This is a genomic window from Pedobacter sp. NJ-S-72 (assembly GCF_053890575.1).
In genome coordinates this window covers 2133967-2148503 of the sequence record NZ_CM132681.1, presented here as the reverse complement: position 1 = coordinate 2148503, position 14537 = coordinate 2133967, and the positions used below count along the sequence as shown (strand labels likewise).

Genomic DNA, 14537 nt, shown 5'->3' with positions numbered 1-14537 from the left:
ATGAATAAAGAATTAAGGCTTTTTTTTACCGCGCTATCATTTTATTCAAGACTACCGGGGCCTGCTTACGTACATCAGGATAATGCACATAATCTGCCTGATTCGATCAGATATTTGCCTGTCGTGGGCTGGATCATTGGACTGGTTACTGCTGGTGTTTTTATTGCTGCTGCTTACTTATTTGGCGAGGCTATTGCCCTTTTATTAGTAATGGTGGCTTCGATACTGCTAACTGGCGCTTTCCACGAGGATGGTTTTGCTGATGTATGTGATGGTTTTGGAGGGGGATGGGCAAAGGAAAAGATTTTGCTCATTATGAAAGACAGCAGGCTGGGTACTTATGGTGTGGTTGGGCTTATTTTACTAATGGGGCTTAAGTTTGCCGCGTTAATGCAATTATTTACTGAAACATTCATCTATACCGATGTCATAACAATCATTGGATTGTTTGTTGTAGCACATTCACTTAGCCGGTTTGCGGCAATAACGGTAGTTTTTACCATAGCTAGCTATGCACGTATTGAAGAAAGCAAAGCTAGCGGAGCGGTAGAAAAAGGAAAACCGGTAAACCTTATCCTGGCAGGCATTTTTACTTTGATTCCTCTGGTGGCTTTAACCTGCTATCTTGCTCAGCCTTTATTGTTAATGATCATTTTACCGGTACTGCTTTTTAGTTTGTATCTGGGAGCTTATTTTAAGAAATGGATAGGTGGGTATACAGGTGACTGTCTGGGTGCGGTGCAGCAGCTTACCGAAGTAACTGTTTATTTATCTTATATTTTGATATGGAAGTTTATCTGATCAGACATACGACCCCTTTGATTAAAAAGGGATTGATTTATGGGCGGACAGATGTTCCGCTTGCTGATAGTTTTACACAGGAAAAAGATAGTGTACTGAAGCAGATTCCTGTGGATCTGGATGTGGTATATTCCAGTCCGTCTTTTAGATGTAAGGTCCTTGCAGGAGAAATTTCATCTGCATACAGACAGCATAAAGCTTATATGAACTGAACTTTGGTGATTGGGAAGGAGATACGTGGGATACGGTAGACCGTAATGAATGTGAGCTGTGGATGAACGACTTTGTAAATCAGGCCCCACCTAATGGAGAAACAATGTTGGGAATGCAGAAAAGGGTTTTGTTGTTCTGGAATGAACTTTTAAAACAATCCCATCAACAGGTTGGAATTGTGACCCATGGTGGCGTTATCCGTATAATTTTAGCGCATTATAAAAGTATAGCACTGAAAGATTCTTTTACATTGAAGGTTGGTATGGCAGAGGTTTTTAAGCTTTCCATTCCTTCACATGGAGCTGATCACCAACACGGATAGTACCGGAACCTTTATGCACGAGGTTTTGACCAAACATGATTTTCTTATTTATTGTGCGATAACCTGCGAGTGTTTTTAAAGGTTCAGCACTTTTAGTAGCTGTCTGCTGATCTACAGTTATCATTACACATCTGGAACATGGTTTTACAGCTTTAAATAATAGTGCACCAATAGAAAAGGTGTCAAAACTATCTTCAATATGAGGCTCTCCGCCTGTGAAGACAAAATTAGGCCGGAAACGATTCATTGGGACTGGATGATTAAGGCGTTCATTCAGGCCATCCAATGAGGCCTGGCTGATAATTAAACAGGGGTAACCATCTGCAAAACTGACTACTTCTTCATCTTTGGCATATTGCGGATCGACAAGTCTTCTTTCTCCTTCTGGCATTCGTACCAGACGGGCATCGGTTTGAAGAAATTCTGAAAACCATTTACTTACCGATGTATTGACTTCGATCCCAATGCAATCAGTTCCCCAGACGTTTACAGGAATGGGCCCACCAGTGTTTTCTTCGTAAAGGAAAGATATGGTAACGGAAGGGGTGTCTTTATGGATAATAGTGAGATGATCTTCGTCTAAGAAGATTTGAAGCAAGGCGAGTTCGGGGTATTTCCGCTGACTAATAAATGTACCTTCATTGTCTATTAACATCCATCTTTCTATCGTGTTGTAAACCTTTTTCTTCGAGAAGGGCGTGTGTTAGGCTAATGCCTGCCAGGGATTTTATGGGGTAAATGTGGAGTTCTGACAAGAAGAATTTATTCATAATACAAAGGTAAGAAATAAAAGCAACCATGTAGTTCAGACTTCATTTCCTTATACCCTTCGGGGCAAAGGCAATGTTATGTCTGAACTACATGGTTGGCTTTTATTTCTTCTTTAATCACTCATTGCATGTGGCTGGTTGGTGGTCCTGGCAGCTGCCTTAGTCTGACCCAAAAAATTTGTTTTTATTGGATAGGAAATATGATGATATTGGAGGTGAATTGAAATTTGATTTTATGATTTATAGAAAGGGTGCGATTGGTGGATTGCTTGATGAATATGAAAGGGCAATAATTGATTTGTTAAGGATTATTGAGGCGGTGCCAGATGATGAGTTGATCAGGATTGCTGATGCGCAGACAGGGGATGAGAATTGCAGGTCTATTCAAACTGTTTTTCACATGTGGTTAGTTCGGCTTATAGTTATGCGATTTATATTCAGAGTCTTGGTGGGGTTTTAACGGTTAGGCCAGAAAAGATTTATCTCCTTTCGGCTGAAGGGTATACGGGTGATTTGAAAAGGGCATTTCAGTTTACAGTTGGAATTTTTGAAGGGGTTAAGGATGAGGACCTGGAACGGTTTGATGCCGGGGATAAAATAATGACCGGGTGGGGGCAATTGTATGATATAGAGCAATTAATGGAACATGCAATAGTACATATTTTACGCCACAGACGACAAATTGAGCGGTTTAGGGAGATCCTTAGTTTATAAATCTTCCGCAATACACACTTTTGGAAACGTGATCACTCATTACATCTTTAAATGCTATAAATACTTCATAAGTCCTCTGTTTACTATAAAGAGGATTAAGGCGGAAAGTATCTTTTAATTCGTCTCTGCGTGCGCCACTATAATTGGCATGTACATTCCCGAAAGTTTTATCATATAATAGAATAATAGCACGGTCATTTGGAGACCCTATGCCCGTTTGATCTTCGTCCCATACGAAATTAAAAGTGTCTTCTGATAGCGTGACCACCACATTTTCGGGTTTAACCAGTTCTCCGTCTGCAACCAATATCTTATCCCAGTTGATCTCCTGCTGCGGGAATTCTCCTTTAATGGCATTTTTCATATTGAAGGACTTAGCAGCATTGTTGGCAGAGATATCCTGAGCTGCTACTATTTGCTTAAAACCTATTTGCAGAAACTCGGAAATGGGGTTTAAAAAAGGGCTCAAGACCTTCATTTTATTGGATTGAGCTTGTTGCGCAACAGTTCTGACTGCTTTTTTACGTCCTTTTTTTTTGGTTTAGAACGGGCGCATACCTTATTCTTCCACTGATAAATCACAATGTTTCCGATTTTTCCTCTGATACCTGCTAATACGGTGCCTTCCTGTAAAATTGCCATAATTATATCTGGTTGGTTACTGTTACCAATATAGTTAAATTAATAATAATAAGTGTTGTTTAGAATTTATTTTAGAAAAATAATTTACAACAAGTTCAAAGTTTGTTTGATAAGAATCAAATGAGCTTTGAAGAGCCTGTACAGGAGCTGTGAATGATGTCTGAACAAGGTAGGGCTACCTACCTTATTATCAGTTGCTTGTGGATGATGTTTTTTGATCGTTTTTCGGGCTGTTTTTTATGGTAATCGGGTTGATATTCTGAGACAATTGACCCTGTTTTTTCAAAGGATTTGTACGTAAATTAGTTAAGCCATCCAGATTTATGAACAAGCCGCTTTTACCTGCTGATACAGATTTTGCGTCCTGATTATACGCTAATACTCAACCGGCTTCCCACAATTTAAAGAACATCTGGATGGCACCTTTAGATGATGTTATTTTTTTAAGAGGGAGGGTATAAGACACAATATGTACAATTAGCACCCTATTTATCGATATTTTGCTAAATTTGGGTTGCGCCTGAAGGATACACCGGACGGGTTAGCAATTTTATATTACATGGGATTATTCGATATTTTCAAAAAGACTGATACAGCAAAGGAAACGGAAACTGGGAAAGCTGCTGGAACAGAGTCTGTTGTTGAATCAGAAAAACAAAAGGTGCCTCAGGAGTATCTTGGAGATTTAGAAAAAACACAGATGCTGTCTGTACTTTTGGCTGTACCAATGGAGCAAAGAGATGAGGACTGGGTAAGCCGGTTTTTAGCTGACCTGCCTCTGGCGAGTCTGCGTTGTGGGACACCGCAAATTATAGCGGGACCTGATGGTTTCCCTTATTTTCAATTATTTGTTCCGGAACCAGGTGAAGAATATCAATCTTTTTATATTGAAAGAATGATTACAGATTTTCTGCTGGAAAGAGGATACGGTATCGTGATTAATCCCGGAGAAGGAATGCCGGACTGGGTGTTGTCTTATGGTGATCTTTTAAATTATAACCTGAATGGGAGCTTCTTCACTGCCGAAGATAGCCAGTTCAGTATTAGCAGCAATACCGAAGAGGTTGTTGCCGAAGGGGAAGAAATTATGGTCGGACAACCTGCAGAAACAATACTTCCATCGGAAACCAGAAAATTGTTAAAGGATTTCTTTGAACTGAATGGTATTGAAGGGCCTAAAGTCCTGCTGATGGCACGCAAAATAGGAGAGGAATTAAAACAGGATCTGGCTTTTAATATCACTCCGGATCGTTTCGAAACAGAAACTCACTATAGAAATATGATGCAAACGGTTACATGGTATCTGCCAAGACACTATTCTGTAATTGGATTACATGATGATAATATTGAAAATGGCTTTATGCCTTTGTAGCAAGCCATTTTTTACCCTCCGTAAAACGTGCAACTAACATTGCCGCTACGGTGTCGCCGGTCGAATTTAATAAGGTGGCCATCGGATCTACTAATGTTCCGATGATCATCGCCGGTGGCAATGCTTCGGGAGGAAAACCATAGGCTGAAATGAACAGGAGCTCTCCGACATAACCGCCATTAGGAATACCTCCTTCAACAATACTAACCAGTACTGTCATACCCAACGCAATCATTATAGTCTCTATACTGTCAAAGCCTTTGCCGAACATCGCAAATACAACGGCCATTTTAATGATGGATGAAATACTCGACCCGTCTTTATGCAGAGTTGCCCCCAATGGAATGGTCACATTGGCTATGTAAGCGGGAATACCGATTTTTTCTGCAGCATCCAGATTGGCTGGTATATTAGCAATACTGCTGCATGTACCTACGGCGGTAGCGGAAGGAATGATGTTGTTATTCCAGTATTTTTTTATGCCTTTTACCCCACCAGCTATAAATGCATAGAAGGTAAAGATAAAGACAAAGTAAAAAGCGCCTGTTCCATAGTATAGTCCAAGGGATCTGGCGTAAGTTCCAAACAACTGCGGACCAAAAACACCTACCTGATAAGCGAAGTAAGCACCTAATCCTATAGGCGCCAGTTTCATGATATATATGATAAATACATTTTTGAAAACGTCATTTCCTGCATTCAGAAAATTGGAGAAAGCTGCTCCGTATTCGCCTGAACGTAATGTCGCAAAGCCAGTAAGGACTGAGAATATAATCATGGCCAGCATACTTTTTCTGGAAAGGAGTTCGAAAAACTCACTGGTGGTTAGTAATTGCGTAATCTGGTCTCCAAAAGGTTTTTTAACTATGGTTTCTGTTAAAGGGGTATTAGTCATGTGCTCGTGAACAGGGAATATTTTAACTGCCAGAATGGTTAATGAGCCAGAGATTAAAACAGTTGAGAGAAATACCAGCACCATAACGGCCATCATTTTACTCAATTTATTAGTTTCTTTCAGGCTGCCGATTGCGGAAGAAATGGAGAAAAATACCAAAGGGATTACGGCTGTGAACAGGAGATTAAGGAAAATTTCACCAATCGGCTTAAGTACCTTAACACGCTCGCCAAATATTAAACCTGCTATACTTCCTGCTATGATACCAGCTATCAGCAGATTATTCCTTTATAATTGTTATAGAAGCTGTTCATATAGCTAATATAGTTTTTATTGAGATAAAAGGACTATTAAAATACTAGACATTTATGCTGTGCCGTTTCGTAATATAAATGTAAACAGGGACGGAAATTTAAAAAAAATCTATAATATTGGATTCTTTTAACAATAAGGGCATCTGTTTGTTGATTTAACAGATGCTGAGTTAAACTGATAGATATTATTTAATGAGAAGAAGATCTTTTGTGCAGAAAGCTGGGCTTTTGACGGCAGCAATGATGTCGGGTAAGCTATTATCATTCGCTGCTGAAGCTGAATTTCCGGTGGTAAGAAAACCAATAGAACTGCGTCGTTTTACAAGTAAAGCGGTCGAAAATGCTATTGCTGAGTTTACTGATAAGGTAAAAAATAAAGAATTGGCATGGTTATTCAATAATTGTTTTCCTAATGCAGTGGATAACCTGGTTACCTATACAGAATTCAACGGAAAGCCAGATAGTTTCTGAATACCGGAGATATAGATGCGATGTGGTTGAGGGATAGTAGTGTCCATATGTGGGCTTATCTGCCGTTTTTAAGAAGAGATAAGGGATTAAGAAATCTGGTTGGCGGAGTAATCAGCAGGCAGGTGGCTTATATCCTTAAAGATCCATATGCGAGCTCTTTCTACAATGATCCTACTAAAGCAGGGGCAATGAAAGATGATCTGACGACGATGTTGCCTGGGGTTCACGAGCGTAAATGGGAACTTGATTCTCTTTGTTACCCAATTCGTCTGGCCTATAGATACTGGCAGCAAACTAAAGATACCAGTTTTTTTGATGCGAAGTGGCAAGAGGCTATAAATACAATTTTAAAGACTTTCAAAGAACAGCAGCGTAAGGAGAATAATGGGCCTTATCATTTTCAGCGAACTACTTTATGGGCGACAGATACATTGCCAATGGAAGGTTTCGGTTATCCTGTAAAACCAGTTGGTTTGATTTGCTCTGCTCTGCTTTGGCCCAGTGAGGATGCAACTGTTTTTTCTTTCCTGGTTCCATCTAACTTTTTTGCTGTGGTGAGCCTGCGTCAGGCTGCTGAATTATTCAGAGTAATTAAAGCTGATGAGCAGGTTGCTAAAGATATGGAAGCTCTGGCGCTGGAAGTAAGACAGGCATTGCAAAAATATGCGATTGTCGATCATGCGGTTTACGGTAAGATATATGCCTATGAAATTAATGGAATGGGAAGCTATAACCTGATGGATGATGCAAATATTCCAAGTTTGCTGGCTCTGCCTTATCTGGGAGCTGTATCTATGACTGATGAAGTGTATCTGAATACAAGAAAAATGATTCATTCCGGAGATAATCCGTTCTTTTATAAGGGGGCTCTGGCAGAAGGGATTGGAAGCCCGCGCATTACCAAACATATGATCTGGCCAATGAGTATTATCGCAAGAGGACTCACGAGCACGGACGATGATGAAATTAAACTTTGTCTGAAGATGCTGCAAAATGTCATGGAGATACTGGATTTTTACATGAATCTTTTGATCCGGATAATCCAAAGCAATTCACTGGTTCACCTTACGCAAGGGCAAATAGCTTGTTCTCAGAGTTTTTATGGAAAACATACCAGGAGCGACCCTATTTATTAGCATAAAATATTGTCATCGAAATGAAATTATGAAGAATGCTTAACATTAACTTAACATTAGGTTGGCATATTTGTAAATGTTCTTACCAATACTTGCTGGCACGTTTTACTTATTTACATTTATAGCTGCTTTTAAAATGGAAACCCGTATGAAAGGGTTATTGTTTATTCTCGCTGTTGCAGGAATTAGCGCTATACTTTATCTTTTTATTTTATTTCCTGGTATTTCAGGTGTTGCTGTAGCATTAATGCTGGGCGCATTTATTTTACGTCAGGGCAGCAGATAAAAAAACCACCTGGCTAATTTAGCTCAGATGGTTTAGATTGTAATGGATAAAATTAGTTCTAAAATTTATGTATGCTTGATTTTATAGTCAGCTTTTTAGCCTCAATAGTTGAGTTTAATAAGCCTTTAGCATAGATTGTATAGAAATTTCCTGCTGTGATTTCAACATCAGCAAGTGTAGCTGCAACCGCTTTAGTTGCTGTGTTAACCAGTGATACTTTATATTTAGCTGGCTTTATGTTCTTAAAGTCAACGAATTCTTTGAAAGCTCTGTTTTTGAAAGCAGTAGTGTCACCTTCCAGTACAAGATCATAAGCTGGTGAATCTGAAGATAAATTTACGAAACGTATTTTACCCTGTCCACTGGCAGGTGCAGTAAAATTATCCTTTAAAAGAAGGTAAGAAGTAGAATCATCTTTGTTTACAATATACAATGATTGATAAAGACCATTTGTTAATGTGATATTTGCATTGTAGAAAGCTTTAGGGTTATTTGGTCTTGCAACGCCTGCATTTATTGTTCCTGGAGTGAACCCGATATAGTTGTACGTAGTTCCAAAAAGCAAAGGAGCGCTCCCGTTAAGCTTTTGGTTATTCACTAAGAAATCAACAGAGTCCCGCAGTGGAGAAGCGTTGGTAATTGATAATGCTGAAGCATCTCTCTGAACAGGCTCGTCTTTTTTGCAAGAAGTAAACGAAAGCGTAGTACCAATCAATGCAATGAGTACTATAGAGCTTTTAATGTTTTTTGAGAATAAAGTAGGAATTGATTTCATGTCTAAATTGTTTTGATAAAAATTATTAGTTGTTTTTGAAGGTAAAACGTAGCGGATTACGATAACGCTACAACGATTTTAGATAAATTTGATATTTGAAGAAAAATCCGATCTTTATGAATTTAAATGAATGGTACTGTAGCGTTATGCTGGTGAGCAGCGTTTATGCTGTTAATCCGGTTCTGTTAAATGATAGAGAAGATTGCAAACTGCGGTTAAGCAGGGATAAAATAGATATATTGACTTACAAGATAGGTTTAGCGAAGCGTGGATAATAAAAATACAATGTTCCCAGGAGATCATTGCGGGCCTTGCTGCGCGCGATGAGCGCATACAAGAACGTATTTATATCCACTACTGGGGTTATCTGATGGGGATATCAACGCGTTATTTTAAAGACAGGAATGCTGCAAAGGAGGTGGTAAATGATAGTTTTATGAAGGCATTTAAAACAATGTATGACTTCAGACATGATCATAACCTGATAGATTTTCAGAAAACCTTTAAGGCCTGGCTGGCTAAAATTACCGTGCGTACTTCACTGGATAAAATCAGGGCCAACAAATCTGCACTGACTTATATAGATGAATATGAAGAAGGAACAGTTGGTTATGTTGAGGTAGAGGAGAAGTTGTTTGCCGAAGATATCCTGAAGCTATTGCATCGTATTCCTGATTTGCATCGTACTGTGTTTAATCTTTATGAGATTGAAGGGTTCAGCCACGATGAAATAGCCTCATTATTAACTATACCGGTTAGCTCAAGCCGGACTTATCTCACAAGGGCGAAGCAAAAGCTAAGGGAACTGTATAAAAAAAGTATTGAAATTACTGATGGAACATTCTAAGAAAGAATTGATAAAGGAGATTGCTGATCTTTTCGAAGATTATCAGGAAACCTATGTGCCGGGAGAATGGGAGTCATTTTCAAAAACGCAAAAGAAGAAAAAATATCCATTTCTTGCAAACTGGATCAAAATTGCAGCCGTTTTTCTTTTAATGGCATCTGTCTTACCTTTCGCATTTAACAAATTAGTTCACCAGAGAAAAACTGATGCAGCGGTCATCTTAAAACCTGTTGCTAAAAGCGGTACGAATAGTCCGGCTATTGATTCAGGCAGGAATGCAGCGATCGGTTCAGATACGGCTTCAATGAGGTTGGCTAAAATTACCGGAAACCCTTCCGGAGGTCTGAATTCAGCCCCGGTAAACCATACTTCTGAGCTAACAGCTAAACAGCGAAAAATAGCTTCTTTAAATACTGTTTTTTCTATTCCTGATACTACTGTTTCTGAAAAAGCACACAACAAAAAAATATAGAACATTCATTAAGCTCGGCACAGCAGATTGCGCAGACACAATACGCCAAAACAGCAGTTAAACCCTTTGTCATAACCGAAGATGTAAGTGCGGTGCCAAAAGCTATAAATAAAGATAGTATAGTCCATGCTAAACGCGTACCGCTAAGTACTGCTGAATTCCTGATGGCTGAATCGAAAAATTCGGGTAAAGTGCTAAAAAAGAAAGAGTCCGGATCTAATTGGGATTTTGGCCTGGAAGTAATGCCTGCAGCAACAAGTGCCAGTGTGAATATCGGCGCTGGTCTGACCACTGCTTACCGGCTTTCGGATAAGTTTTCATTAAGTGCGGGTATCTCATATACACAGATGGAAGCAGGTGGAATTGTTCCGCCGCAAGGGGATGGCAATGGAGTTGGAGTAAGAGCTTTTTCTGAGAAGAAAGTATTGTCTGTTGATGCAAACCTTAAAGCTATAGATATCCCAATTGCGCTGGTGGTTATAAGCTGAATAAACATTACTATACCAGTGCCGGGGTTTCGTATTTCAATGTGGTTAGTGAAAGACGCAGTAATACTTTTGAACAGAATTCTTCAGTAGATAAGGAAAGTTTCGATCCTGAAACTGGTCATCCTTCTACTTTTAAGGCGGTGTCTGTTGAACAGCTCGATGAGCCGGTTACAGAAAAACATTTAAAGGGAAATAGCTATATCGGGTTCTTTAATTTCTCCATAGGTCGTCAGCAAAGCCTTTTTAATAAATACAAAATCCGTATCGAGCCATTTGTTAAAATACCAGTTGGAAAACTTTCGTCTGAAGATTTGAAGTTGACAAATAGCGGTATAAAATTTCAACTGTCATTTTAATAATGTTCATATTTTTTCTATTATGGCTTGATATTTGATGTTTGCAGGATGATACATCTGCCTGTCGGGTGTTTTTGTTGTTGTAGCTTGCTTTCATTCTGGAATCCGGCAATTTAGTAATCCGCAAAAAAATGGCACTTTTTTTCTGTCAGATGTATTTTTTTTATCATTATTTGTAAATCGCTATAATGGTTTAGCTTAAAATATCATTCACTGATGTAAAATTTATGTTAAATAATTTCTAATTTTAATGCTAAACAAACTCACTAATTAAAAAAAAATTATAATGAAAACACTGGGACAGAAATTCAAAATTCTCCGTCAAAAGAAAGGCCTTAACCAAAAAACTATGGCTGAATTATTAAAAGTATCTATTCCTGCATATTCGAAACTGGAAACAGGAATTACTGATCCAAACTTTAGCAGAATTCACCAGATCGCAGATGTACATGGTTTAGATATCAGACAATTGTTAAATACGGGAGAGGATGATAAAAGTGAGATAGGAGAGGAAAATGAACGATTGAAGCAAAAAGTGCTTGAACTGGAGTCAAGCGTGATCCGATTACAAGGTAAATTAATTGATCTTTATGATAAAGAAGATCTGAGAAGTAAGCCTGGACAATCAAAATAACGCGATTATTTAATTAGCTTTTTTGTTTTTAATTTAATATAAGTATCATTTCAATGTCTGATTTGATATGGAAGAATTGCGGAATGAAATATTTACAATACTTTTGGACCATAATTGAATTTCGGTCTAATTATTTATTTTGGTTTTGAATGGAAAAGGATGAGATTGTAATCGGGGAGATATTATCAGGGGCAAAGAAGCTATTCGGTAAACATGGTTTAAAAAAAACAACCATGGAAGAGATAGCAACCGCCGCTGGTAAAGGAAAGAGTACGCTTTATTACTATTTTCCAAGCAAAATTGAGATTTTCGAAGCGGTTGTTGAAGATGAGATGAAAAATGTAGTGAAACGTATACGTGAAGCTGTAAATATTTCATTAACCGCTAAAGATAAGTTAAAAGCTTATTTGCAAGCACAAATTACCTCCATAATAGGTTTTCATAGCTTTAGGGAGGTGTTATTTGATGATATAGTTGATAGCATGAGAATGCTGATTTGTATATTAAATCCAGATATGAGCAGATTCAGATAGACATGATTACTGAAATCCTCCTTGGTGGGATCCAGTCGGGTGAATTTAAAGAAATGACAGGGGAGCGGATGAACAAAATATCGTTTGTAATGGTAACAGTTTTTCGCGGGCTTCATTTCCCTTTATCTATCGAGCTTTCAGAACAGCGGACGCATGAATATTTTGATGAAATGATTGATATGCTGATCACTGGGATAGGTAAAGACGCTGCAAAAAAGAAAACAGACTAACAATTAATCTGAGCTGTATTTCGTTTTTTTAATGGGAAATATAAGGAAGATCTTAACAATAAAATAAGATATAAAAGGTTGAATTATTTATTTGACAATAATATTATAGACTAAAATACGGTTATGGTCTAAGAATAATTTACTTTTGTCTATCTTAAAATTAACATATTTTTAATATATTAGATCATGTTTCATTGCGGTATTTTCAGTATTAAGCTGTTTATGAATAAAATAAATTATGATGATGACTATCTGAAGTAAACATTATACAATTCAGGCATGCGTAAAAAATTGGGCGATAGGATTGCAGCATTTAAAGATGCGAATGCAATTAAGGAAAAAGGATTATACCCTTATTTCAGATCGATAGAGTCGGCACAAGACACTGAGGTCATCATTGAAGGGAAAAAAGTTTTGATGTTTGGGTCAAATTCTTATTTGGGGTTAACTAATCATCCGAAGATTAAAGAAGCTGCAAAACTTGCTGTTGATAAATACGGAACAGGTTGTGCCGGATCAAGATTTTTGAACGGAACACTGGATATCCATCTGGAACTGGAAAGAAGACTTGCAGCATATGTAGGTAAAGAAGCTGCGGTATTATTCAGTACAGGTTTCCAGGTTAACCTGGGGGTTATTTCCTGCCTGCTGGAAAGAAACGATTATTTGATTCTTGATGAATATGATCACGCGTCTATCATTGATGGTAGCCGTCTTTCATTTTCACGTACGATAAAATATGCACACAACGATATGGAAGATCTGCGTAAGAAATTAAGCAGGTTACCAGAAGATTCAGCAAAGCTGATCGTTGCAGATGGTATTTTTAGTATGGAAGGTGACATTGTTAAACTTCCTGAGATTGTACAGCTTGCAGATGAATTCGGAGCGAATATCATGATGGATGATGCACACAGTTTGGGTGTTATCGGGTTTAATGGTTCAGGAGTGGCTTCTCACTTTAATCTGACAAACGATGTAGATCTGATCATGGGTACTTTCAGTAAGTCACTTGCTTCGTTAGGTGGATTTATTGCAGGAACAGAAGAAACTATAGAATACATTAAACACAGAGCACGCTCATTGATGTTTAGTGCAAGCATGCCTCCTTCAGCTGTAGCGAGTGTAATTGCTGCATTGGATATTATAGAGTCAGAGCCAGAACGTATTGATAAACTTTGGGATAACACGAACTATGCAAAAAAACTACTTTTAGATGCAGGATTTGATATAGGACATACAGATAGTCCAATCATACCTGTTTATATCAGAGATAACGATAAAACATTCCTGATCACCAATATCTTGCACAGGAACGGAATATTTGTTAATCCTGTTGTTTCACCGGCTGTACCATCAGATTCTTCTTTAATCAGATTCTCTTTGATGGCTACACACACATTTGCTCAGATTGAGGAAGCGGTGGATAAACTTTATGCTGCTTTTAAAGAAGTTCAGCTAACCCCGGTTAAGGTTAGTATCTAGTATATGAAACACATTGTTGCCGCCCATGGCAAAAAGGATTTTAATTATGTTCCTGATTTATTTATAACTCAGGAACATATGCTTAGCTCAGTTAAGCACCTTTTCTATGAGCGTTTAACCCTGCAGTTATTTGAAGAAACGATATGAAGAAGCGTGTATTGATAACCGGGGCAAGTGGTTTCGTTGGATACCATTTGATTGCGGCTGCAATATCCTCTGATTTAGAGGTTTTTGCGGCAGTGAGACCAAGCAGCAGCAATATCAAACATCTGGAGGAATTTGATATACAATATACTAATCCTGATTTCAGCAATATTGATTTACTGAAAAAGGAGCTGGAAGAAAAGCAATATAATTACATTATACATGCTTCTGGTATTACCAAAGCTAAAACTCAGGAAGAATACAATACGGTTAATGCAACCTACACTAAGAATCTTGCATTAGCAGCTGTACAAGCAAATATCAGCCTGGAGAAATTCATCTTTGTGAGTAGTCTTGCAGCCCTGGGTCCCTTAAAGGACTTATCAGGTCTGATTGAGGATAATTCTCCAGCTCAGCCTGTAACCAATTATGGGGCAAGTAAGTTATTGGCAGAACAATATTTAGCAGAAATCAAGGACTTACCACTTATTGTCATACGTCCTACTGCGGTTTACGGACCCAGAGAGAAAGATATTTTTATTCTGCTGCAAACAATAAATAAAGGACTGGAGCCTCATATTGGTAGCTTCAAACAGCAGATCAGTTTCATTTACGTGAAAGTCTCTGGCTAAGATTA

The 14537-nt window shown here is 38.2% G+C and carries 23 protein-coding genes and 1 pseudogene; 18 read left to right on the top strand and 6 right to left on the bottom strand.

All coding sequences use genetic code 11. The annotated features are described in order from the left end of the window. From ACWYN3_RS14365 to ACWYN3_RS14355, 3 genes are read left to right on the top strand one after another with little or no spacing between them, the layout of a single operon-like run. Entirely contained in the window at positions 1-801 is an 801-nt protein-coding gene (locus tag ACWYN3_RS14365; protein ID WP_456221756.1) for an adenosylcobinamide-GDP ribazoletransferase, read from the top strand. Further along, a complete protein-coding gene (locus ACWYN3_RS14360) occupies positions 786-1013 on the top strand; it encodes a histidine phosphatase family protein (RefSeq protein ID WP_456221755.1) in 228 nt (75 codons plus the stop codon). Before ACWYN3_RS14365 ends, ACWYN3_RS14360 begins: the two co-directional genes overlap by 16 nt. Further along, positions 1010-1336 (top strand): histidine phosphatase family protein, encoded by a 327-nt coding sequence (locus ACWYN3_RS14355; protein WP_456223012.1) that lies wholly within the window; start codon positions 1010-1012, stop codon positions 1334-1336. Before ACWYN3_RS14360 ends, ACWYN3_RS14355 begins: the two co-directional genes overlap by 4 nt. Here ACWYN3_RS14355 and ACWYN3_RS14350 read toward each other — a convergent pair. Together ACWYN3_RS14350 and ACWYN3_RS14345 are read right to left on the bottom strand one after the other, a co-directional pair. Continuing rightward, positions 1290-1991: an MOSC domain-containing protein gene (locus ACWYN3_RS14350; RefSeq protein WP_456221754.1), complete on the bottom strand. Its 702-nt coding sequence runs from the start codon at positions 1989-1991 to the stop codon at positions 1290-1292. The two genes, ACWYN3_RS14355 and ACWYN3_RS14350, sit on opposite strands and share 47 nt — an antisense overlap. Beyond that, entirely contained in the window at positions 1975-2106 is a 132-nt protein-coding gene (locus tag ACWYN3_RS14345; protein ID WP_456221753.1) for an MOSC N-terminal beta barrel domain-containing protein, read from the bottom strand. The genes ACWYN3_RS14350 and ACWYN3_RS14345 overlap by 17 nt, the downstream gene beginning before the upstream one ends. A gap of 187 nt (positions 2107-2293) precedes the next feature. Here ACWYN3_RS14345 and ACWYN3_RS14340 point away from each other — a divergent pair, with 187 nt between their 5' ends. Both ACWYN3_RS14340 and ACWYN3_RS14335 read left to right on the top strand, forming a co-directional pair. Next, positions 2294-2566: a hypothetical protein gene (locus ACWYN3_RS14340; RefSeq protein ID WP_456221752.1), complete on the top strand. Its 273-nt coding sequence runs from the start codon at positions 2294-2296 to the stop codon at positions 2564-2566. 53 nt (positions 2567-2619) lie between these two features. Then, positions 2620-2820: a hypothetical protein gene (locus ACWYN3_RS14335; protein WP_456221751.1), complete on the top strand. Its 201-nt coding sequence runs from the start codon at positions 2620-2622 to the stop codon at positions 2818-2820. Here ACWYN3_RS14335 and ACWYN3_RS14330 read toward each other — a convergent pair. Then, positions 2810-3298 carry a DUF6266 family protein gene (locus ACWYN3_RS14330; protein WP_456221750.1) on the bottom strand — a complete coding sequence of 163 codons (489 nt, stop codon included), beginning with the start codon at positions 3296-3298 and terminating at the stop codon, positions 2810-2812. The genes ACWYN3_RS14335 and ACWYN3_RS14330 overlap by 11 nt on opposite strands. Then, entirely contained in the window at positions 3295-3462 is a 168-nt protein-coding gene (locus ACWYN3_RS14325) for a hypothetical protein (RefSeq protein WP_456221749.1), read from the bottom strand. Before ACWYN3_RS14325 ends, ACWYN3_RS14330 begins: the two co-directional genes overlap by 4 nt. 559 nt (positions 3463-4021) lie before the next feature. Here ACWYN3_RS14325 and ACWYN3_RS14320 point away from each other — a divergent pair. Further along, positions 4022-4834 (top strand): hypothetical protein, encoded by an 813-nt coding sequence (locus tag ACWYN3_RS14320; RefSeq protein ID WP_456221748.1) that lies wholly within the window; start codon positions 4022-4024, stop codon positions 4832-4834. Here ACWYN3_RS14320 and ACWYN3_RS14315 read toward each other — a convergent pair. Then, on the bottom strand, positions 4821-6002 hold the full coding sequence (locus tag ACWYN3_RS14315; RefSeq protein WP_456223011.1) for a dicarboxylate/amino acid:cation symporter: 1182 nt from the start codon (positions 6000-6002) through the stop codon (positions 4821-4823). The two genes, ACWYN3_RS14320 and ACWYN3_RS14315, sit on opposite strands and share 14 nt — an antisense overlap. Before the next feature lie 233 nt (positions 6003-6235). Between ACWYN3_RS14315 and ACWYN3_RS14310 the strand changes: the two genes are divergently transcribed. From ACWYN3_RS14310 to ACWYN3_RS14300, 3 genes and pseudogenes are all read left to right on the top strand, one after another. Then, a complete protein-coding gene (locus ACWYN3_RS14310) occupies positions 6236-6514 on the top strand; it encodes a hypothetical protein (RefSeq protein WP_456221747.1) in 279 nt (92 codons plus the stop codon). Between the two features lie 20 nt (positions 6515-6534). Continuing rightward, a pseudogene (locus tag ACWYN3_RS14305) lies at positions 6535-7655 on the top strand (glycoside hydrolase family 125 protein). A 131-nt stretch (positions 7656-7786) separates the two neighbouring features. Continuing rightward, on the top strand, positions 7787-7936 hold the full coding sequence (locus ACWYN3_RS14300) for a hypothetical protein (RefSeq protein WP_456221746.1): 150 nt from the start codon (positions 7787-7789) through the stop codon (positions 7934-7936). A gap of 58 nt (positions 7937-7994) precedes the next feature. Here the strand turns inward: ACWYN3_RS14300 and ACWYN3_RS14295 are convergent, their stop codons facing one another. Further along, entirely contained in the window at positions 7995-8711 is a 717-nt protein-coding gene (locus tag ACWYN3_RS14295) for a DUF4397 domain-containing protein (protein WP_456221745.1), read from the bottom strand. Between the two features lie 238 nt (positions 8712-8949). On the opposite strand from ACWYN3_RS14295, the gene ACWYN3_RS14290 reads away from it, so the two are divergent. The 9 genes from ACWYN3_RS14290 to ACWYN3_RS14250 all read left to right on the top strand — a co-directional run bounded on the left by ACWYN3_RS14290 (position 8950) and on the right by ACWYN3_RS14250 (position 14532). Next, positions 8950-9558, top strand: a complete 609-nt coding sequence (locus ACWYN3_RS14290; protein ID WP_456223010.1) for an RNA polymerase sigma factor — start codon at positions 8950-8952, stop codon at positions 9556-9558. Then, complete coding sequence (locus tag ACWYN3_RS14285) at positions 9545-10030, top strand: hypothetical protein (RefSeq protein ID WP_456221744.1); 486 nt, start codon at positions 9545-9547, stop codon at positions 10028-10030. The genes ACWYN3_RS14290 and ACWYN3_RS14285 overlap by 14 nt, the downstream gene beginning before the upstream one ends. Positions 10031-10122: 92 nt before the next feature. Next, positions 10123-10518 carry a hypothetical protein gene (locus ACWYN3_RS14280; RefSeq protein ID WP_456221743.1) on the top strand — a complete coding sequence of 132 codons (396 nt, stop codon included), beginning with the start codon at positions 10123-10125 and terminating at the stop codon, positions 10516-10518. A 41-nt stretch (positions 10519-10559) separates the two neighbouring features. Beyond that, on the top strand, positions 10560-10874 hold the full coding sequence (locus tag ACWYN3_RS14275) for a hypothetical protein (RefSeq protein ID WP_456221742.1): 315 nt from the start codon (positions 10560-10562) through the stop codon (positions 10872-10874). A gap of 286 nt (positions 10875-11160) precedes the next feature. Continuing rightward, a complete protein-coding gene (locus ACWYN3_RS14270) occupies positions 11161-11508 on the top strand; it encodes a helix-turn-helix domain-containing protein (protein WP_456221741.1) in 348 nt (115 codons plus the stop codon). A 149-nt stretch (positions 11509-11657) separates the two neighbouring features. Then, positions 11658-12041: a TetR/AcrR family transcriptional regulator gene (locus ACWYN3_RS14265; protein WP_456221740.1), complete on the top strand. Its 384-nt coding sequence runs from the start codon at positions 11658-11660 to the stop codon at positions 12039-12041. A gap of 2 nt (positions 12042-12043) precedes the next feature. Then, complete coding sequence (locus ACWYN3_RS14260; RefSeq protein WP_456221739.1) at positions 12044-12271, top strand: hypothetical protein; 228 nt, start codon at positions 12044-12046, stop codon at positions 12269-12271. Positions 12272-12550: 279 nt separating this feature from the next. Further along, positions 12551-13756 carry a serine palmitoyltransferase gene (gene spt / locus ACWYN3_RS14255; protein ID WP_183883735.1) on the top strand — a complete coding sequence of 402 codons (1206 nt, stop codon included), beginning with the start codon at positions 12551-12553 and terminating at the stop codon, positions 13754-13756. 143 nt (positions 13757-13899) lie between these two features. Next, positions 13900-14532, top strand: coding sequence for an NAD-dependent epimerase/dehydratase family protein (locus ACWYN3_RS14250; RefSeq protein ID WP_456221738.1), 633 nt, complete (start codon positions 13900-13902; stop codon positions 14530-14532). The last annotated feature ends 5 nt before the right edge of the window (positions 14533-14537 follow it).

Excerpts from the sequence above, each read along its gene's own strand:
- ACWYN3_RS14300 (WP_456221746.1), top strand. The coding sequence starts at position 7,787 with ATGGAAACCCGTATGAAAGGGTTATTGTTTATTCTCGCTGTTGCAGGA.
- ACWYN3_RS14285 (WP_456221744.1), top strand. The coding sequence starts at position 9,545 with ATGGAACATTCTAAGAAAGAATTGATAAAGGAGATTGCTGATCTTTTC.
- ACWYN3_RS14270 (WP_456221741.1), top strand. The coding sequence starts at position 11,161 with ATGAAAACACTGGGACAGAAATTCAAAATTCTCCGTCAAAAGAAAGGC.
- ACWYN3_RS14350 (WP_456221754.1), bottom strand. The coding sequence starts at position 1,991 with ATGTTAATAGACAATGAAGGTACATTTATTAGTCAGCGGAAATACCCC.
- ACWYN3_RS14260 (WP_456221739.1), top strand. The coding sequence starts at position 12,044 with ATGATTACTGAAATCCTCCTTGGTGGGATCCAGTCGGGTGAATTTAAA.
- spt (WP_183883735.1), top strand. The coding sequence starts at position 12,551 with ATGCGTAAAAAATTGGGCGATAGGATTGCAGCATTTAAAGATGCGAAT.
- ACWYN3_RS14360 (WP_456221755.1), top strand. The coding sequence starts at position 786 with ATGGAAGTTTATCTGATCAGACATACGACCCCTTTGATTAAAAAGGGA.
- ACWYN3_RS14330 (WP_456221750.1), bottom strand. The coding sequence starts at position 3,298 with ATGAAGGTCTTGAGCCCTTTTTTAAACCCCATTTCCGAGTTTCTGCAA.
- ACWYN3_RS14265 (WP_456221740.1), top strand. The coding sequence starts at position 11,658 with ATGGAAAAGGATGAGATTGTAATCGGGGAGATATTATCAGGGGCAAAG.
- ACWYN3_RS14310 (WP_456221747.1), top strand. The coding sequence starts at position 6,236 with ATGAGAAGAAGATCTTTTGTGCAGAAAGCTGGGCTTTTGACGGCAGCA.
- ACWYN3_RS14250 (WP_456221738.1), top strand. The coding sequence starts at position 13,900 with ATGAAGAAGCGTGTATTGATAACCGGGGCAAGTGGTTTCGTTGGATAC.
- ACWYN3_RS14325 (WP_456221749.1), bottom strand. The coding sequence starts at position 3,462 with ATGGCAATTTTACAGGAAGGCACCGTATTAGCAGGTATCAGAGGAAAA.
- ACWYN3_RS14345 (WP_456221753.1), bottom strand. The coding sequence starts at position 2,106 with ATGAATAAATTCTTCTTGTCAGAACTCCACATTTACCCCATAAAATCC.
- ACWYN3_RS14295 (WP_456221745.1), bottom strand. The coding sequence starts at position 8,711 with ATGAAATCAATTCCTACTTTATTCTCAAAAAACATTAAAAGCTCTATA.
- ACWYN3_RS14320 (WP_456221748.1), top strand. The coding sequence starts at position 4,022 with ATGGGATTATTCGATATTTTCAAAAAGACTGATACAGCAAAGGAAACG.
- ACWYN3_RS14365 (WP_456221756.1), top strand. The coding sequence starts at position 1 with ATGAATAAAGAATTAAGGCTTTTTTTTACCGCGCTATCATTTTATTCA.